This window comes from Lacrimispora sp., from assembly GCF_047605665.1.
In the GTDB taxonomy this organism is placed as follows: domain Bacteria; phylum Bacillota; class Clostridia; order Lachnospirales; family Lachnospiraceae; genus Lacrimispora.
The window spans coordinates 1-19,225 of the sequence record NZ_JASGFH010000024.1; the positions used below are offsets into that span (position 1 = coordinate 1).

The 19,225-nt window shown below is 50.1% G+C and carries 14 protein-coding genes; 1 reads left to right on the top strand and 13 read right to left on the bottom strand.

The window, feature by feature from the left end:
- Positions 1–746: 746 nt before the first annotated feature.
- On the top strand, positions 747–995 hold the full coding sequence (locus tag QM657_RS17065) for a hypothetical protein (protein ID WP_415067903.1): 249 nt from the start codon (positions 747–749) through the stop codon (positions 993–995).
- A gap of 1,246 nt (positions 996–2,241) precedes the next feature.
- Here the strand turns inward: QM657_RS17065 and QM657_RS17070 are convergent.
- The 13 genes from QM657_RS17070 to QM657_RS17130 all read right to left on the bottom strand — a co-directional run bounded on the left by QM657_RS17070 (position 2,242) and on the right by QM657_RS17130 (position 19,213).
- The gene (locus tag QM657_RS17070; protein ID WP_415067951.1) at positions 2,242–3,168 is read right to left on the bottom strand and encodes an ABC transporter ATP-binding protein; all 927 of its coding nucleotides are present in this window, start codon (positions 3,166–3,168) and stop codon (positions 2,242–2,244) included.
- Positions 3,168–4,259 (bottom strand): ABC transporter ATP-binding protein, encoded by a 1,092-nt coding sequence (locus tag QM657_RS17075; protein ID WP_415067904.1) that lies wholly within the window; start codon positions 4,257–4,259, stop codon positions 3,168–3,170. The genes QM657_RS17070 and QM657_RS17075 overlap by 1 nt, the downstream gene beginning before the upstream one ends.
- Positions 4,260–4,269: 10 nt before the next feature.
- Positions 4,270–5,322 (bottom strand): oligopeptide ABC transporter permease, encoded by a 1,053-nt coding sequence (gene opp3C, locus QM657_RS17080; protein ID WP_415067905.1) that lies wholly within the window; start codon positions 5,320–5,322, stop codon positions 4,270–4,272.
- Positions 5,315–6,256, bottom strand: coding sequence for an ABC transporter permease (locus QM657_RS17085; RefSeq protein ID WP_415067906.1), 942 nt, complete (start codon positions 6,254–6,256; stop codon positions 5,315–5,317). The genes opp3C and QM657_RS17085 overlap by 8 nt, the downstream gene beginning before the upstream one ends.
- Positions 6,257–6,376: 120 nt before the next feature.
- Complete coding sequence (locus QM657_RS17090) at positions 6,377–8,050, bottom strand: peptide ABC transporter substrate-binding protein (RefSeq protein ID WP_415067907.1); 1,674 nt, start codon at positions 8,048–8,050, stop codon at positions 6,377–6,379.
- 274 nt (positions 8,051–8,324) lie between these two features.
- Positions 8,325–9,257 (bottom strand): BadF/BadG/BcrA/BcrD ATPase family protein, encoded by a 933-nt coding sequence (locus QM657_RS17095; protein ID WP_415067908.1) that lies wholly within the window; start codon positions 9,255–9,257, stop codon positions 8,325–8,327.
- A gap of 63 nt (positions 9,258–9,320) precedes the next feature.
- Positions 9,321–11,693: a glycoside hydrolase family 9 protein gene (locus tag QM657_RS17100; protein ID WP_415067909.1), complete on the bottom strand. Its 2,373-nt coding sequence runs from the start codon at positions 11,691–11,693 to the stop codon at positions 9,321–9,323.
- Positions 11,694–11,712: 19 nt separating this feature from the next.
- Entirely contained in the window at positions 11,713–12,174 is a 462-nt protein-coding gene (locus QM657_RS17105; protein ID WP_415067910.1) for a RidA family protein, read from the bottom strand.
- Between the two features lie 30 nt (positions 12,175–12,204).
- Complete coding sequence (locus QM657_RS17110) at positions 12,205–13,809, bottom strand: N-acyl-D-amino-acid deacylase family protein (protein WP_415067911.1); 1,605 nt, start codon at positions 13,807–13,809, stop codon at positions 12,205–12,207.
- Positions 13,806–14,927 carry an alanine racemase gene (locus QM657_RS17115; RefSeq protein WP_415067912.1) on the bottom strand — a complete coding sequence of 374 codons (1,122 nt, stop codon included), beginning with the start codon at positions 14,925–14,927 and terminating at the stop codon, positions 13,806–13,808. The genes QM657_RS17110 and QM657_RS17115 overlap by 4 nt, the downstream gene beginning before the upstream one ends.
- A gap of 18 nt (positions 14,928–14,945) precedes the next feature.
- Positions 14,946–17,447 (bottom strand): beta-mannosidase, encoded by a 2,502-nt coding sequence (locus QM657_RS17120; RefSeq protein ID WP_415067913.1) that lies wholly within the window; start codon positions 17,445–17,447, stop codon positions 14,946–14,948.
- Positions 17,448–17,462: 15 nt separating this feature from the next.
- Positions 17,463–18,287, bottom strand: coding sequence for a carbohydrate ABC transporter permease (locus tag QM657_RS17125; RefSeq protein ID WP_415067914.1), 825 nt, complete (start codon positions 18,285–18,287; stop codon positions 17,463–17,465).
- Positions 18,288–18,289: 2 nt separating this feature from the next.
- On the bottom strand, positions 18,290–19,213 hold the full coding sequence (locus tag QM657_RS17130) for a carbohydrate ABC transporter permease (protein WP_415067915.1): 924 nt from the start codon (positions 19,211–19,213) through the stop codon (positions 18,290–18,292).
- Positions 19,214–19,225: the final 12 nt, after the last annotated feature.

Here is a 19,225-nt window from a genome sequence, read left to right on the forward strand (position 1 = left end):
CTCTCCTTGCGGGCCTGTTGGGCCTATCTCTCCCTGCGGACCGATGGGGCCTATCTCTCCTTGCGGTCCTGTGGGGCCTATCTCTCCTTGCGGGCCTGTTGGACCTACTTCTCCCTGTGGACCCGTTGGGCCTATCTCTCCCTGCGGACCTGTGGGACCTATCTCTCCTTGCGGACCTGTGGGACCTAATTCTCCTTGTGGACCCGTTGGGCCGATTTCTCCCTGCGGGCCTGTTGGACCTATCTCTCCCTGCGGGCCGGTAGGACCTACTTCTCCCTGTGGACCCGTTGGACCTACTTCTCCTTGTGGACCGGTTGGGCCGACTTCTCCCTGTGGACCTGTTGGACCCATCTCTCCTTGCGGACCGGTGGGACCTACTTCTCCCTGTGGACCGGTGGGACCTACTTCTCCCTGCGGACCAGTTGGGCCTAGTTCCCCTTGTGGGCCGGTGGGACCTACTTCTCCCTGCGGACCAGTTGGGCCTACTTCTCCCTGCGGACCTGTTGGACCTAGTTCTCCTTGTGGGCCGGTCGGGCCTACTTCTCCCTGCGGGCCAGTTGGGCCCATCTCTCCTTGCGGACCCGTTGGACCTAGTTCTCCTTGCGGACCAGTGGGACCTATCTCTCCTTGTGGGCCGGTCGGACCTAGTTCTCCTTGTGGACCCGTTGGACCCAATTCTCCCTGCGGACCAGTGGGGCCGACTTCTCCTTGCGGGCCTGTTGGGCCGATTTCTCCCTGGGGGCCTGTTGGACCGACTTCTCCCTGGGGACCTGTCGGACCAATGGGGCCTCCCGAAGGACCGGTGGGGCCGATTTCTCCCTGCGGACCGGTGGGACCCGTTTCTCCCTGGGGGCCTGTCAGACCCTGTACTCCTTGCGGACCTGTTGGGCCAGACTCCCCTTGCGGACCTGTCGGACCGGATTCTCCCTGCGGGCCTGTTGGACCCAATTCTCCCTGTGGACCCGTGGGACCAGATTCTCCCTGCGGACCAGTAGGACCGACTTCTCCTTGCGGACCCGTTGGGCCGACTTCTCCCTGAGGACCGGCAGGGCCAGCTTCTCCCTGGGGACCTGTTGGACCAAGAGGACCGGTAGGGCCGATTTCACCCTGCGGGCCAGCAGGGCCGGCTTCTCCCTGAGGACCTGTTGGACCAAGAGGACCAGTAGGACCAATTTCACCCTGCGGGCCAGCAGGACCGGCTTCTCCCTGAGGACCTGTTGGACCAAGAGGACCGGTAGGGCCGATTTCACCCTGGGGGCCGGTAGGGCCGGCTTCTCCTTGGGGGCCTGTTGGACCGAGTGGACCTGTCGGGCCGGTTTCTCCCTGAGGGCCTGTTGGACCGGTGGGGCCTCCTGATGGACCGGCAGGGCCGGTTTCTCCCTGGGGACCTGTTGGACCGAGTTCTCCCTGCGGACCCGTTGGACCGTTTTCTCCCTGCGGACCCGTTGGACCGTTTTCTCCCTGCGGACCCGTTGGACCAGACTCTCCCTGGGGACCTGTTGGACCTACAGGACCGGGGGCACCCTGCGGACCCGTTGGACCCGGTTCTCCCTGAGGACCTGTTGGGCCAGCAGGACCGGAGTCTCCTTGCGGCCCCGTTGGCCCTGGTTCTCCCTGGGGACCCGTTGGCCCTATAGGGCCTTGGCTTCCCGCCGGCCCCGTTGGACCTGTGGGCCCCTGAGCACCGGCAGGGCCGGTTGGTCCAGCAGGGCCGGTAGGACCGATACAACGGCAGCACGAGCAAGGCCTGCATATTATTTTTTCCTGATTGGAACATTTATCACACGAACACTTTCTTGTATTGTCACAATGACATATACTCATATCCTTGAATTCCTGGGAATGCATAAAGCTTCCTCCTATCAATTATTGGACGGCGCAGTTTGGCGCTTGATATATTATATTCAAGGGGTTTTTAAACGGATATCAAACAGAACTTCATGCCCTGGACGTGAAAGGTAAACCTTTTATAGAATGGGGAAAATAATGCCCTTAATTTTAGATATCAAGATAGATAAATACCCCCAAAAAGGGAGGAGCCGGCAGGAAAAATCCCGCCGGCTGAGTATGAAAAAAAGTCTATATCAAAAGGACTTTGCCTTGTTTACATTTATTACTATACCTGGAATCTGTGAAAGGATTTTGATGAATATGTGAAGAGTCTGTGAAAGGGACTGATAAAATGCGAAAATAAAAGAGAACCCTGCTCCCGCAATATGCAGGCGCAGAGTTCTGTTTTTTCTATTTGGTCCAGGCCGCAAGCTCCTCGGCTGTTGCCAGAACGTAATGCTGGCCTCCGATGTGCTGCTGCACTCCCTTACTATAGTCAATTCCGCTGGTTTTATAATCATAGCTGACGGCTGTCCGGCTTCTCTCCTCAATGGGATTAGGCTGCGGTATCGCCGAAAGCAGGGACTTGGTATATGGGTGAATCGGGTGATCAAAGATCTCTTCCTTTGTCCCCGTCTCCACCAGATGCCCCAGATGAAGCACACCAATCCTGTCAGAAATATATTTTACCATGGATAAGTCATGGGCAATGAACAAATAAGCTGTATTGGTCCTGGTCTGAATGTCCTTCATCAAGTTCACCACCTGAGCCTGAATGGACACATCAAGGGCACTGATCGCCTCATCGGCAATAATCAAATCCGGATTCATAATCAGCGCTCTGGCAATGCCGATTCGCTGTCTCTGTCCGCCGGAAAACTGATGAGGATAACGGTCTGCATGCTCACTTGCAAGGCCCACCATGTCCAGAATCTGATACACCTTCTCCCGGCGCTCCTCCTGGCTGTTATACAATTGGTGGATATCCAATCCCTGAGCAATAATGTCCATAACCTTTTTCCTGGGATTCAGACACGCCATAGGGTCCTGGAAAATCATCTGCATCCTGGTGCGGAGAAGCTTTGTATCCTTGGCAGAAAGCTTTCCGGAAATATTTTGTCCGTTAAAAATCACATCTCCCGCAGTAGGCTCATACAACCGGATGATGGAACGCCCGATGGTGGACTTTCCGCTTCCTGACTCGCCAACCAGTCCATACGTTTCCCCTGGATAAATCTCAAAGGAAACGCCATCCACCGCCCGGACCGTAAATTTACGGCTCACCTTAAAATGCTGCTTTAAATCATTTACCTTTAACAGAGGCTCTCTCTTTTCCATCACTCTCTCGCCTCCTTTTCCATAACCGGTCCGTCTTTTAACATCATATCAATTCTCTTTTTCAGTTCCTCCGGCATCTGAACCTCAGGAGCGTTCTCATGAAGAAGCCAGGTAGCCGCATAATGAGTATCCGATATTTTAAACATGGGCGGTTCTTTCTTAAAATCAATGTTTAAGGCATAAATATTCCGGGGCGCAAAGGAATCTCCATCCACACGCCCAAGCAGGTTTGGCGGGCTTCCGGGAATGGTATAAAGCTTGTCATCGTTGCTGTTTAAATCCGGCATAGCGGATAGCAGGCCCCAGGTGTAGGGATGTCTGGGCTGATAGAAAATTTCTTCCGTTGTACCCATTTCCACCACCTTGCCCGCATACATAACTTCAACATAGTCCGCAACCTTAGCCACCACTCCCAAATCGTGGGTGATATAGATAACGGAAATTCCTGTCTTGGCCTGAATGTCCTTAATGAGCTCCAGAATCTTGGCCTGAATGGTCACGTCAAGAGCCGTGGTCGGCTCATCACAGATCAGCAGTTCCGGATCACAGGATAAGGCAATGGCAATGACCACTCTCTGCCTCATACCGCCGGAAAGCTGGTGAGGATAGTTCTTCATACGCTTTTCAGGGTCTGTAATGCCTACCAGCTCCAGCAGCTTGAGGGCCTTTTCATAGGCCTCTTTTTTAGGAGTATGGTAATGATAAATCATCCCCTCCATAATCTGCGCGCCGATAGTCATGGTTGGATTTAAGGAGGTCATAGGGTCCTGGAATACCATGGCAATTCTCTTGCCGTTGATATGGCTTCTCATCTCCTTTTTGGAAAGGGTGAGTAAGTCCGTAACCACTTCTTCATTTCCCCGGTTATATCGAAACTCAATGTTTCCGCTGTTGATCTTTCCGTTGCTGCTTAAAATGCCCATAATCGCTTTTACTGTTACCGACTTGCCGCTGCCGCTCTCTCCTACGATAGCAAGGGTTTCTCCTTTATACAGGGAAAGGTTCATGCCCCGGATTACGTTCACTTCACCGGCTGAGGTTTTAAAGGATATGGACAAATCCTTGATTGATAAAATCTTTCTCTTTTCCATCTTCCGCCTCCTACATTTCCTTCATCTTGGGATCAAACGCATCCCTGAGACCGTCCGCCATCATGTTAAAGCTGAGCATGATGATTGCCAGCACGATTACCGGGAAGATAATCATATAAGGATGAGTTGTAAACGACTTAAATGCGTCGCTGATCAGGGAGCCCAAAGATGCAAGGGGCTGAGGCACTCCAAGACCGATAAAGGCCAGGAACGCTTCCGTAAAGATTGCGTTCGGAATGGAAAACATGGACATGATAATCAACTGTCCGAAAATGTTTGGCAGTATTTCCTTAAAGATAATGAACAAATCCTTAGCTCCCAGTGTCTTAGAGGCCAGGATGAATTCCTGCTCCTTCAGCTTTAACACCTGGGCCCTCGCAATTCTGCTCATTCCGATCCAGCCGGTAATGGCCAAAGCAAGGGTGATGGTGACGAGACCCGGCTTAAATACCAGGATCAGCAGGGTAACGATTACCAGTGTAGGGATGCCGTTAAGCACCTCGGAAATACGCTGTAACACCATGTCCACCTTGCCGCCGAAGTATCCGGAGACCAGACCGTAGATCATACCGAAGCACATGTCCACAATAACGGCAACCAAAGCGATATAGAGTGAAATTCTGGTTCCGGTCCAGGTTCTGGTGAAAATATCCCTTCCCAGAACATCGGTTCCAAACCAGTAATAAATATCCTCCAGCCCGGTGGCTGTTCCGTCCTTTGATACATACTTATTCTGAACGATCATGCCTGTGGAAGTGCTCATCTGTTCAGAACCGTCAAAAATGCCCACTTTTTCCATTCCGGGAATTCTGGGAGCCAGGTTCTGATGGGAAATGATCTGGGAATCATAGGTGTGCTCCGTCATGCCGGGGCCGATCACAGCCATGAGGATGACAAGCAGAATGAGAACGGTTCCCACAACTGCCCCTTTGTTCTTTGTAAACCTTGCCAGAATGTCCTTCCACATGGGTTTGCTTGGAAAGGTTTCATCCACACGGGAGATTTTTTCCGCACCGACCAGTAAAAAGTCATCCGGTGCAAATTCAAGTTCTGTATTATTCATGGTCATCCCCCTTTGCAAGTCTGATTCTCGGATCGATAACGCCGTAGAGAATATCCACCACGAGCATAATTCCAATATACATAATGCTGTAAATAAAGGTCAGCGCCACAACCACGTTATAATCGTTGGATTGAATGGCCGATACCAGAAGGCTTCCGATTCCGGGTATGGAAAAGAGCTTTTCAATAACCAGACTTCCTGTCATCAGTCCCACCACCAGAGGAGCTAATACCGTGATAATAGGGATCAGGGCATTTCTCAGGGCGTGCTTGAAAATCAGACGGAAGCTGTTTAATCCCTTGCTTTCTGCCAAAAGCATGTAATCGGAACCCAATACCTCTAACATCTCCGTTCTGGTAAAACGGGCCACCGTGGCTATGGTGAACATGCAAAGAGATATGGTAGGCATGATAGAGGAATAAACAGGCGCCTGCATCTGATAAAGCAGAGGGAACCATTTCAGCCGGAATCCCAGGAAGTAGATCAGAGCCATAGCAAATACATAGGATGGCAGGCTGACACCCAATACGGAAATAACAGTGGTAATGGTATCATAAATGGTATTATGCTTGATTGCTGCTATAATACCCAGAATCAAGCCGATAATCGTGCCGATTAAGATTGCCTGTCCTCCGATTCTTAAGGAAATAGGCAGTCTTGTTTCAAGCAGGGCTGTAATGGGCGTATTTTTGGATATGGTATAGGAAACCCCAAAATCTCCGCTCAGCATTGCTCTGATGTAATTGAAAAAACGTGCCATCAAAGGCTGATCCAGCCCATACTTTGCGTTGAGGATGGCCCGCTGGGTCTCCGTCAGCTTTTCGTCGTTAAATGGTGATCCGGGCATAAACTCCAGCATCAAAAATAATATTAAAAGGATCACCAGCAGGGTCACGACGGATATTGCAACCCGCTTCATTATATATTTTTTCACAAATCCACACTCCTTGTCTGCAGTAAGCAAAAAATAGTGACGCCGTCTTCTGTGGCAGGCACACCCGACAGCGTCACTACAATGCATTCCTAATAAAGCGGAATAGTCTGCTTCTACCGATTAATTCATAGTCGCATTTTTATAGATTCGATTGATGCCTACGGAATGGAACTCAACTCCTTCAACACCTGTCTTAATCATTACTGCATCACCCTTCTGATATACAGGCATGATAACAGCTTCATCCATTGCAATTTCTTCTGCTTTCTTTAATGCTTCCCATCTGGCTTCTACGTCAACGGCCAGTTCGCCCTTTGTAGCTGACTCGATGATAGCATCGTAATCTGCATTGGACCAGAAACCGTAGTTGTTAGGGCTGCCGGTTTTCCACATTCCTAAGTAGGTCATAGGATCTGCATAGTCAGGTCCCCAACGTGTTAAGCCAATTTCAAAGTCACCCTGCTGCATTCTCTCTACACGGTTCTTCTTTGGCATGGTCTGAAGCTCAATAGTGATTCCAGGTAAGGTAGTCTGGATTTCAGACTGGATAAACTGCGCCACATTGATGGCAGATTCTGTATCCTCTACGATCATGATATACTTCAGTTCGCTTACCCCTAACTCAGCCTTAGCAGTCTCCCAGTATTCAAGAGCCTTAGCCTTGTCAGTTTCAAAATAAGTTCCTGTTGTTTCACGGAAGTCTTTTCCGTCAGGTCCGGTAGCCAGTAAAGTAGGAACTGCGAAGTTCGCTACAATGGAACCGTCCTTAAGGACATTCTTAGCCAGAGCTGCCTTATCATAAGATAAAGCCATGGCCTTACGAAGATTTACGTTCTCCAGGCCCTTTACGGTCTGGTTTGGAGATAAGTACCATAAGTATCCTGCCATGATGTTATGGAATTCAGGATCTGCCTGGAACTGCTCTACCTGCTCTCCGGAAAGAGCTGCCACATCTAAATCACCGTTCTGGTAGGACAGCATAGTCTGCTGGGAATCCTTGATGATCTGATACTGAATGCCGTCCAGATTAACTTTGGAAGCGTCCCAGTAAGTAGGGCTCTTAGCCAGTGTGATGGTGGTTGCTGCCGGCTCATAGGAAGTGATCATGAAAGGTCCGTTTCCTAAAATAGTTGCCGGTGATGTTCCGAAGCTGTCGCCTGCTGTGGTAAAGAATTCTTCATTTACCGGCAGGAAGGATGGGAATGACATCAGGGACTCAAAGAATGGTACCGGAACGTCTAAAGATACTACAAGGGTCTTGTCATCCTGTGCTGTTACTCCAAGCTGGTCTGGTGCTACCTCGCCTGCTGTGATTGCTTCTGCATTCTTAAGACCGGCGATACCGGCGATAAATGCATATTCACTTGCTACAGCGGGATCTACGAGACGTCTCCATGCAAATACGAAATCATTTGCAGTTACAGGAGTGCCGTTGCTCCACTGAGCATCTCTCAGCTTAAAGGTATAGGTTAAGCCGTCTTCGCTTTTGTCTACAGATTCAGCCATTGCTAAAATCGGAGATCCTGCTTCATCAACAGAATACAGTCCCTCTGTGATTGCTGCAATTGTCTCAAAGGAAGTTCCGTCTGTAGCGATCTGCGGGTCCATGGAGGCTACCTCCACATCAAAATGCACTTTTAATACCTTGCCTGATGCAGCGTCTGTGCTGCCGCCTGTTTCGCTTCCGCTCTGTTTTGTCTCTGTACCGGTGCTGGGTTTGCTGCCGCAGCCGGCCATGGAAGCGACCAACAGAGTTCCAAGCATGAGTGCTGCCAACTTACTAACTCTCTTCATAATATCCTCCTCTTCATTGCATAAGTACCGGCTGCCCCGAAGGGATTTTTTTGAAATATGTAACAAAAAATGCAGTCAAAAAAAACCAGAACCTTTTCATGACCACATTGTCCGATGCCTTATGCTTAGATTTTCGTTGTTATTATACCCAACTATTATGTGACTTGTCAACATAATTTTGTAAACCTTTATTTCCTTTATCTCCCTCTTGAACCATATCCAAGGCGCGGCTCCCTATATTTATAGAAGAAACCGCACCTTAAACACCGTCCATTTACGCCTCTTTCACACTGCACTCTGCCACCCGGACCGCCACATCAAGGGCGCGTTTTTCCGGGATTTTTATTTCCATATTACAATAGCTTTCATGGACTAAGTCCATCACCCGCTCCCTGATATGGTCGTTATGGACCAGAACGCTTCCCCATAGCCAGAGATGGGCGGCCTGATCCTGTCCCAGCTCCAGCTTCCGGCAGGTGTCCTTCACCAGATCAGCCAAAACCCCGGCGCTTTCCTCTATGATGGAAATCCCCGCCGGTTCTCCAGCCTCAAAGGACAGGGAGGAGAGGGGGGCCAAAGCCCCGATCACCGCCTTATCCATCAAATTCGCATTAATGAATTCGTCCAGCTTGGATAAGTCACTGATCCCGGTCTTTTCATAAAAATCTCCGTAAAGGACCGGGCAGCTCTCCCTGGCGTCTAAGTGATTGCTCACATGCTTGATCACACACATTCCAATGTGAAAAGCACTTCCCTCATCACTTAAAATATGGTTCCAGCCGCCGGTTCTCACAACCTTTCCCCTCTCATCCTTTCCATAGCTGATGGACCCTGTTCCTGCTACCAGAACCAGGGCGGGGGCTTTTGACAGATTGAGAAATATTTCACAGTCATTCTGGATGATGATGGCCTCTTCCCCAAATCCCATGGCAAGAAATGCCCGGCGGCAGATTCCCTCCAGCTCAGGAGAATCGATCCCGCTTGCCGCAATACAGATGGAAGCGCAGTCCTGCGGCCTTAAGCCGCTTTCTTCCAGAGCGGGAAGAACCAGTTCCCGGTATCTCTCCCCGCTTTTTTCCTCTCCATCCGTATTGAGGCTGCATCCCGGTCCGTAAAACTCTCCCAGGGGCTGCCCGTCAAGGCTTTTTAACTTCATCCTTCCGGTCGTGCCTCCGATATCCAGTCCGGCAACGTACTGCTTCATCATACGACTTCCTCCGCATTAAATACGCAATAATCCGTGCAGCCGAAAGCCCTGGGGGCCTTCGGTTTAAATCACATCAGCAGCGATCCACATAAAGCGCCCCGGAGGCGTTGTCCACACCTCTCTGTAGGTAGCGATATTGGCAGGAGGCCAGTAGGGAAGGTCTTCATTTCTCCTGGTCTGAACGCCTACAGGCATTTCACCTACGGTTTCTCCCAGCAAAGCCGTGTACTCCTGTCCATAGTGGTTTCCTTCCCCGTAAATCAGGGACTGGCCAAAGGGATTTTTTCCCAAAGTCCAGTAAAGCTGCTCTCTTCCGATTTCAATTAACTCTTTGTCTTTAAAATACGTTCCTATAATAGAAGCGGCCTTTCCCATGGACAACTGAATGGCTGAATTTCCCCGGTAGGAGAACCAGACCGGGAAGGTTCTGATATAATATCCGCCTCCCAAATCCACGCCCTGTTTCAACTGTTCGATGTAATTGATCCGCTCTCTTTCATAATCCACCTTGGGATGGACCACGTGGAAGGCCTCTCTGTCGTCTGCCTCACTGATGTGGTGGATTCCGGCAGGCAGCATTCCATAAGGCGCCGTATATATCTGAAGACCCTTTAAATACTCCCCGTGAAGCCTCATGCTCTCTTCCCACATCGGTTTGTTCTCATGGTCTGTTAATGCAACACAAACCTCTGCCAGACCCATGACAAAGACCTGGTCCCTGGCCTGATGGGAAAAGTGCACGATATGGCTTTTGCTCTCATCCCGGTAGAAAAATCCCTTCATGGGCAGTCCGTCACCGGTCTCCTGGCAGGAAATCACCTGATTTGCATACCCGGCGGCACAGTCACCAAACCAGGAATCACCGGTGATCTTGTAAATCCTGGCAGCCGCCCAGGCAGCCACAGCGTAATACTGGGAACGGCTGGAGCCTGCCGTATGCTCTAACAGGTGGTCAGGTCCTTCCACTCCTACCTTCTGGAAGCGCTCATGGGCGAACTTGAAGTCTTCCTTAGCCGCATCCACGCACTTCCATGCCAGTTCTCTGTCAAGCTCTTCAAAAGCTTCTCCTGCCCCGGCTTCCACAGCGGCAAACACGAAGTTTTCAAAGGAACGGTTGTGAACGTCAGCCTCACAGTCATCCATATTTCCAATGAGGTTGTCGGTCCATCTGCGGATGGCCGAATTAGAAGCCCGGTATCCGTCACCGAATCTCATTCTCAGAACGAAATCCAGTCCCCAGTTGGCTTCCTCCATCATCCTGCGGTAGAGCATCTGATCGGAACCTTTTATCTTCTGTGCGGAGGCAATGACGGAATCCAGAATCTCCGCCGTCTGCATGGTCTGCTGGGAAACGTCAGCCGCATCGTGCCAGCCTCCCGCAAATATCAGCTTCACCCCGTTGTGCTCTGCAAACACATCCTGATGGCACGTTCCGTGGCGGTTGGGCACGGGATAGCCGCACCTCTCACAATAGAGGAAGTTAATCAGCTTCCACAAGGAGCTTTCCAGAATGTCATCTCCTATGGAAAACTGCTCGCTCACCGTATTTCCAAACCGGATTCTGTAGGTTCCCGGTATCTTTAAATCAGAAAAGTCCAGAACCTTGAATTTTCCCAGGTGATTTTCCACCGTCTGCACTTCTCCCCTGTAGGAGATCACTTCCAGACCGTTTTCTTCCTTTACGATCTCAAACTCTTCGGCTGAGGTGTTGGCAATAGCCGTCTTTTTCCCATCGGTAAAATAGCCTGTGGTGGAAAATACGGCTTCCTCTTCTTCGCACTGCCAGCCATGGACAACTCCCGGTTTTACCTCCTGAAGCTGGATGTCGCAGAGCTCAAAGTACATATCCTCTCCGGTGCTCACTTCTCTGCCGTAGCGGTGGATGTTAAATGAAATTTCCTCAATGGCATCGTGGGCAATGGTATCGATCTCCCAGGTGCAGGTATTCCACTCGTTGTTGTTTAAGTTAATGGCATTAAAGCCCTCTCTGGAATAGACATCCGGGATTTTGATCTCCCCGTTGTTGACAAAGCCCACCCGTACAATGGGGCTGTGAAGGCCGGGGCATACAGGACGGATTTTAAACCATATCCTGTTTGTCTTTTTCAAATCCATCCCTTTTACATTGAGTTTTGCAATATAGCTTCCAAAGGTGGCATAAAGTCCTGCAGACACGTCATTGGCACGGACCTCATTATCCGGCCAGTGGTCTGCCCTTGACTGAGTCTCCAGGCAGAGGATATTTCCTTCCTTTACCTGGGCTCTTCCCTCTCCCTCAAAGCTCCACGGCTCCATGCTGGTGCCATCCCACAAGCTGACGGAAGATAAAACCGGCTTCTTTAAGTTGTAGGTTTCCATGCTTTTGTCGTGCTCCGGTTTTAAGGGGTAATGTATATAGAGTGATTCTATCAGATTATTCTTCAGTTGACTATCCATGTTTGTCCCTCACCTGACATTATTTTTCGATTTCAAATATGGCTTCTGTTTCAACAGGAATGTTGCCGGGCAGCACATTGACGCCTATGGCAGAACGGGCCGGAACGCACTCCTGGCCGAAAAGGGCTGCCAGCAGCTCACTTCCGCCGTTTGCCACTGCAGGCTGCTCGTAAAAGTCCTCGGCGCTTGCCACAAAGGTGAGGATTTTAACTCCTTTTTTCACCTTGTTTAAGTCCCCGATCTTATCCTGCAATACTGCCAGCACATTGAGCATGGCATCTCTGGAAAATGTCTTTCCTTCCTCGGTTGTAAAGTCCTTTCCCAGCTTTCCGGCAACCTTTTCCCCTCCGATGGCGGGGCCGCAGCCGGATATATAAACAAGATTATCTCCAAACTCCTGGCATGGGGAATACACGCCGCCTTTGGGCGGTGCCGCCGGGATTTCCAAATTCAGTTCCTTTAATTTTTCATAAACATTCATGTCTGCTTCCTTCTTTCCTTTTGATTGTGATTAGCTCTTTCTTAAGAGTTTTCCTCTGCTGCGGTCCATGAGGACCCCATTTTCAAAGGCCGTTTCTCCCCCTATGAGTACCAGCTCCATCCCCGTACAAAGATCGTGCTTTCCCGTATAATCCGCATGGTCCAGGAAAGTCTCCGGCTTAAACACCAGCACGTCGGCCTGATACCCTTCCTTTAAAAATCCCCGGTCTTTAATGCCCATCCGGCTGGCCGGCATTCCGGTCATCTTGTGGATGGCCTGTTCAAAGGACAGGACCCGGCGTTTTAAAACGAAATCATTTAAAAATCTGGCTGTGGTTCCGAATAAGCGGGGATGGGCATTTTTCCCATCACCTCCATAAAGGGAATCTGAAATCAGCATGGTAAAGGGAAGCCGGGCCACAGTATCCACATCCTCCTGGGACATGCTGAGCACGATAATTCCCACTTTTCCCTTTTCCTGCGCAATTAAGTCTGCCACTAAGTCCGAAGGCTCTTCATAACCCAGCTTTTCTGCCAGGGCGCCTATGGTCTGCCCCTGCATGAACCCGTTCTTCTCTAAATTGACGGAGCTGACTAAAATCCGGTTCCAGCCAATGCTGCTGGCCATGTTATCCCAGCCCTGATGAGACTTCTTAAGCTCTGACCGGAGATATTCCTTGCCCTCCGGCTTTGATAAGCTGTCTACCAGCGCCTCGATGGAATCCTTCATCACTGTGGGCGGAAGGAGGGACTGCAAGGTGGTGGAGCCGCCGTCATAAGGATAAAAGTCTGCCGTCACATCCTGGCCTCTTTTTCTTGCCTTTTCAATTTTGTCAATGGCCTCGAAAATCTTCTGGTTCCAGTTTCGGATTCCTGTGGCCTTTAAATGGCTGATGTTTAAGGAAACTCCGCCTCTGGCAGCCACGTCAATGACCTCCTCCACGGATTCCACCAGACTGTCTCCTTCCCCTCTGATGTGGGTGCAGACCAGTCCGCCCTGTCCGGAAGCCGCCCGTACCACTGCTGCAAGCTCTTCCTTATTAGAGTAGCATTCCGGCTGGTACATGATTCCAAGGGTGACTCCAAAGGCCCCCTGCTCCAGCCCGCTTTTCACATATTCCTGGGCCTTTGCCAGCTCTTCTTGTGTATATGCCTTGTTTCCAAAGCCCTTTAAGGCCACCTTAATGCTGTCTGAAGCGGCAAAGAAACCCATGTTAATGGGAAGGTCTGCCCCGTCCAGCGCATTGCAGTAATCCTCGTATGTTTCAAAAACCAGACCGTCAGGCACCTTTCCAATGACAGGCTCCAGATAATCGTACAAATCCTTTCGCCACTCCGGCACAGAAGGCACCGGGGCGAGGCCGCAGTTTCCCACAAATGTGGTGGTGATTCCCTGGGCCAGCTCAATTTCCCCAAAATGGGGGTGAATAAAGGGAGCGATATCGCAGTGGCGGTGAATGTCCACAAATCCCGGAGTCACTGCCTTTCCTGACGCATCGATGATCCGGGCGCCCGTTTTCTCAATGCTGGGAGCGACTTCTGTGATTTTCCCATCCTCGATGAGAATATCCCCTTCAAAGCCCGGCGCACCGCTTCCGTCATATATCATTCCATGTTTGATCAGGGTACTTGTCATATGAGCATCCCCCTTGCATCCACCTTTTGTTTTCTAAGAGAACCATTTTCCAGGAGATAAACCGTGTTCTGCATATTGACAGCCGTGCACACATGGATGGGAATTAAGGACAGCACCTGTCCCACGTGAAGCCCGTGGCCGCCATTTGAAGCGGTCACAATGCCGTGTTCTTCATTCATCCGTGACAGTTTTAAGTTGTCATCCCCTTCCACCACCGCATAGCCCGGATAGTAAAAGGGCGGCTGTGCCGGAGCCACATCCGTTGGAAAGCACTTGGTTCCTCCGTCTATCACCGCGTACTCCTCATGCTGGCAGCTGACCACAGTCGCATAAAACCGGACTGCGATTTCGTTGATCTCAGCCACCTTTTCCTTGGTCAGCATGAAGTCGTCAAAAATATAGGTTCCCGGCCTGATTTCATTTACCATTCCTGTCCGGGCCACCTGGAGGCCTGTCGGGGAGGAACCGGCGCTGATGTCCTGTATTTCCACTCCTGCGGCCTTTAAAAGTCCGGCTGTTTCAGCCATCATCTTTCCTTCTTCCTCCGCAGCGAGCTGATTGTCCTCCGTAGGCTTTCCCGACAGAACGAGACTCTTAAAGGTGAAAATGCCGGTCAGGTTTAAATGCTTCATCTCCTTCACCGCAAGGGCCAGCTCTGGGGCCCTCTCCATGGGCACTCCCGTGCGCCCGGCTCCGGTGTCGATTTCCATGCGGACCTCCAGCACCATGCCGTGATCAGAAGCCGCCTCTTCCAGGGCCTTTGCGCCCTCCAGACTGTCGATAGCCAGAATCAGCCGCTTGATCCTTTTAGCCAGGGTGATTGCCCTTTGTATCCGGAAGTCTCCGATCATGGGGTATGCGATAAAAATATCTTCCATGCCGCCCTCAGCCATGACCTCGGCTTCACTCACTTTGGCGCAGGTGATTCCCGCTGCTCCTGCCTCTGTCTGCAGCCTGGCAAACAGGGGCATCTTGTGGGTTTTAATGTGGGGGCGCAGACGGCAGCCCGCCTTGTCTGCCCCCTCCTGCATCCGCCTTATATTTTCCTTCGCCAAATCCACGTCAATGACGAGACAGGGCGTTTCTAACTGCTGTATCTGTTCCTGAGTCAGTTTCATGTTTCATCTCCTCCTTTCTCATCTGCTGTAGCTGTCAGCCACGCTGCGGATCACCAGGTTTTCCCTCAATACATCCGCTGATACAGGGTTCTTAAACTCATTTTTACCGATGCAGACCGTAACCCCTGACTGTGAGGTGATATCAAAAAAGTTGTCAGAGAAAACAACATCGTAATCCTTTAAATAAAGCTCCACATACTGACAGAAGCAGGAGGACTTCACTGTAATAAGGAAGCTTTCCTCTGTTTCTGAAATTTCCGCATCATAAGCCGGGGCTTTATAGTCAAAATGCTTTGGCTTTACAAACAGAACCGTGCGCTCCTCAACCAGCTCTCCATCCCGGTATAACCGGAATGCAGAAAAGATGGAAGACCGGATTTCCTCCCGGTCCGTCCACTGGGAAAAATCAGCTTCCGCGGCTTTTAATACGGACAGGGGAGAAATGGTTCCTTTTGCCGTTTCCTTCCACAGCACCTGGAAATCGTGATCCTGAAGCAGAATTTCCGCACTCCACTCCTGGGTTTCTCTGGTATCGTTGTGGACGTAATACGACACATGGGGAGACATCTCCTCTTCTTCCCCGATGGAAATGGTAAATGGGCTGTAAAACCGTTTTGCTCCGTAGTGGAGGGCTTTCCAGCGTCCGTAGTAGTCAATGCTGGCCCAGGATGCCACTGGCCAGCAGTCATTGAGCTGCCAGTAGAGAGAGCCCATGCACTGCCCCCGTTTTCTCCTCCAGTGCTCCACGCCGTACTCAATGGCCTTTAGCTGGAGAATCTGGGAGATGTACGCCAGGGAATCCGTGTCCTTGGGATAGAGGAAGTAATCGGCTATATAGTTTAATATCTTTCCGTTTGCAGCCGGATTTTTCTGATGGGATTCCATGACTCTGCTGAAAATATTCCGGTCTTCCTCCAGTGTAAATGCCTCTATAGTTTTGATGTGGGGGAAGGACTGAAATCCATACTCCGAACAAAAGCTGAAATCTCCATACTCAGTAAATGGCTTTCCTGAATGCCAGACCTCCCAGTAATGCTGATCCCCTCTGTTAATTGCATTGGGGCTGTCAAAGGCTCCTCCAGAAGACGGAGAAGAAGGCCAGAAAAAGGTCACGTCATCGCAGGATTTTATGGCTTTGGGAAGGATGTATTCAAAAATCTTGATGTAATCCGCTTTATATCTGGGGTGATGGCCTTTGATTCTGGCCCACTCATCTCCCCAGCCCCATTCCATTTCATTGTTTCCGCACCACAAGGCCATACAGGCATGGTCTCTCAAACGGCGGACATTGTCCTTGGTCTCTTCCACAATGTTTTCTTCAAAATGGTCATTTAAGGCATAGACATTGCACCCGAACATCAAATCCTGCCAGATCAAAATTCCCTTTTCATCGCATTTATCATAGAAATAATCGTCGGGGTAATAGCCTCCGCCCCAGACCCTTAAGCAGTTAAAATTGGCGGCAGCGCAGTCCTCAATCAGACGCTCCGTCCGTTCCCTTGTCACTCTTGGTAAAATGCTGTCCTCTGGGATATAATTGGCTCCCATTGTGAATATCTTTACCCCGTTGACCGTAATGGCGAACTCATTTCCGTATTCATTCTTATCTGTGCTCACAGTCACGGTCCGAAGGCCGATTCTGCACTCATAGCTGTCCCAGCAGGTTCCCGCCTCATCAAGAAGGCAGACTCTCACTTTATACAGAGGCTGCTCACCCAGACCGTTAGGCCACCACAAACGGGGACTTTCGATAACTTCTTCTGACTGTGTCTCTTTGCTGTCTTGAACCTTTTCTGATATGAGCCCACCTTCCGGGTCTCTGACTTCCACTTTGGTGAACCATTTCTGTCCTGCCCCGTCGGAAAGCGTCTTGATCTTCACTTCAAAATTCAGCTTCACCGCCCCGGCTTCTTCGTGATTCTGGCGGATGCGCACATCCTCCAGCTTTGCACCGCTGGAATACTCCAGGGCGATGTCACGAAAAATTCCCATATCCGGAAGCTGGGGGCCCCAGTCCCATCCAAACATATAATGGGCTTTACGAAGGGCTGCATTTCCCCGGATACAGCCGGTGGAAGCATAAAAGATATCATTCCCTGCATCCTCTTTTCTCACAAAATCAAGAGGGGAGGAGAAGAAAATTTCAATCCCGTTTTCTCCCGGATTTAAGTACTCCCTCACCGGAAAACGGTATGTCCTGTGCATATCATCGGTCTCTGCCACCACTTCGCCGTTGATGCGGATAGAAGCAATGGTATCGATTCCGTCACATACAAGCTCCACTGAGTCAGACTGCAAATCCTCCTCTGACACGTGAAAGCTTCTTTTATAAATATAGTTATTGCCCATCAGCTCCCGGACGCCGTACTCATTGCATCTCCAGTACGGGTCTTCAATCAGCTTCTGCTCCAGCATATGGCTGATCACAGTTCCCGGAACCTTTCCTTCATATACGGAGCCGGAACTGTCACCTTCCCGGCACCACTGCCAAATGCCATTTAAAGACTGTATTCTGCCCATGGTTTCTGCCTCCTGTTACGCCTTTAATCCGCTGGTTGCAATTCCTTCTACAAAGTTTCTCTGGAAAATGGCGAAGCAGACAATAACCGGAAGCACGAATACAACCGCCGCTGCCATAAGCCTTGACCAGTCTATGGAATACTCACTCATATACTGCTGAAGTCCCAAAGAAAGTGTATACATATTTGGTTTTGTGATGAAAATCAATGGATAGAGATAATCGCTCCATGCATCCAAAAATGCATAGATTCCGATTGTGGTCAAAGCCGGCTTGCAAAGGGGCAGCGCAATCTTATAATAACGCTGGAACTCCGTGGCTCCGTCAATTTCTCCCGCCTCAATCAGGCTGTTTGGAATTCCCGCAAAGAACTGCCGGACAATGACGATATAATACGCTTTTCCAAAAAATGCCGGGAGAATCAGAGGGATATAAGTGCTGGTCAGTCCAAGCTTGGAATAAATCTTATACATGGGAACCATGGTAACTGTAATGGGAATCATCATGGTCGCCATGACCAGACCGGAAATAATATCCGCGCCTTTCCACTTGATCTTTGCCAGGGAATAGGCGATCATGGGAGTGACCATGAGCTGTCCCACGAGAGAGATAGCCGTAATGAACACCGTATTTCCCATATACCGGAAATATGGAATTGCCGCAAATGCCGCCGGATAATTGTCCGTCACCCACTGCCTGGGAAGTACCTTTACAGGGATGGTAAAAGCATCGCTGTTAGTTTTAAAAGAAGTGAGCACCATTACCATAAAGGGCGATATGAAAATCAAAGCCAGCACAGCAACCATGGCAAAAAATAAAATCCTGCCTAAACGATTCTTCATGCTTATTCACCTCCTGCATCTTCTGTTGCTTTTTTGGTTACCTTGGTCATAACAGCGGTTAAAATCGCAACAATGACAAACAAAACCCATGCCATTGCCGTCGCCTTACCCATTTTTAAATAAGTAAATGCATTGTGGAACACGTACAAAGGATACATGAGAATGGAGTTCTCAGGTCCGCCTGCCGCACTTCCGCCTTTTACGCCTGCATTCGCATTGATGATGATGTAAGCCTGCTGGAAATACTGGAAGGCATTGATCAGGCTCAAGATGGCCTGATAGACCAGAACGTGTGCAATACACGGAATGGTGATATGAAAGAACCTGTCGATTCTGCCGGCTCCGTCAATTTCTGCCGATTCATAATAGCTTCTCGGAACAGACTGGAGGGCGGACATGCACACCAGCATCATGGTTCCTGTGTTCCAGGTTCCCATGAGCACCAGAGCCCATTTCGTATAACGGGCATCCATCAGCCAGGAAGGGCCGCTGATGCCAAACCAGCTCAGGACGTTGTTGATATAACCGTAGGTGGGGTCAAACATCCAGATCCATACCATTGTGGCCGCAACCATGGGAATGACGGAAGGCAGGAAAAACGCTGTCCTGACAAATCCCCTTGCTTTGAAATTCCCGCATACAATGCTGGCCAGAAGAAGAGCCACGGTTAAGTTCACAGGCATGGATATAAATGCCATAAATAAAGTATTTCCCAAACTCTTCCATACCAGAGGATCGGCGAAAATATCTTTAAAGTTATCAAGTCCCACCCATTGGGGAGCTGTTACCGCATTAAATTTTGTGAAGCTGTAATACAGGGAGCTTATTAACGGATATACGCTAAAAGCCAAGAACCCCAGAATCCACGGGGATGAAAACAGCAGACCGTTGATAAAATTCCGCTGCGCCTTATTTCGTCCTTTCATTCCTTTGTCCCC

Excerpts from the sequence above, each read along its gene's own strand:
- QM657_RS17105 (WP_415067910.1), bottom strand. The coding sequence starts at position 12,174 with ATGAATGTTTATGAAAAATTAAAGGAACTGAATTTGGAAATCCCGGCG.
- QM657_RS17070 (WP_415067951.1), bottom strand. The coding sequence starts at position 3,168 with ATGGAAAAGAGAGAGCCTCTGTTAAAGGTAAATGATTTAAAGCAGCAT.
- opp3C (WP_415067905.1), bottom strand. The coding sequence starts at position 5,322 with ATGAATAATACAGAACTTGAATTTGCACCGGATGACTTTTTACTGGTC.
- QM657_RS17130 (WP_415067915.1), bottom strand. The coding sequence starts at position 19,213 with ATGAAAGGACGAAATAAGGCGCAGCGGAATTTTATCAACGGTCTGCTG.
- QM657_RS17100 (WP_415067909.1), bottom strand. The coding sequence starts at position 11,693 with ATGGATAGTCAACTGAAGAATAATCTGATAGAATCACTCTATATACAT.
- QM657_RS17120 (WP_415067913.1), bottom strand. The coding sequence starts at position 17,447 with ATGGGCAGAATACAGTCTTTAAATGGCATTTGGCAGTGGTGCCGGGAA.
- QM657_RS17115 (WP_415067912.1), bottom strand. The coding sequence starts at position 14,927 with ATGAAACTGACTCAGGAACAGATACAGCAGTTAGAAACGCCCTGTCTC.
- QM657_RS17090 (WP_415067907.1), bottom strand. The coding sequence starts at position 8,050 with ATGAAGAGAGTTAGTAAGTTGGCAGCACTCATGCTTGGAACTCTGTTG.
- QM657_RS17125 (WP_415067914.1), bottom strand. The coding sequence starts at position 18,287 with ATGAAGAATCGTTTAGGCAGGATTTTATTTTTTGCCATGGTTGCTGTG.
- QM657_RS17110 (WP_415067911.1), bottom strand. The coding sequence starts at position 13,809 with ATGACAAGTACCCTGATCAAACATGGAATGATATATGACGGAAGCGGT.
- QM657_RS17075 (WP_415067904.1), bottom strand. The coding sequence starts at position 4,259 with ATGGAAAAGAGAAAGATTTTATCAATCAAGGATTTGTCCATATCCTTT.
- QM657_RS17095 (WP_415067908.1), bottom strand. The coding sequence starts at position 9,257 with ATGATGAAGCAGTACGTTGCCGGACTGGATATCGGAGGCACGACCGGA.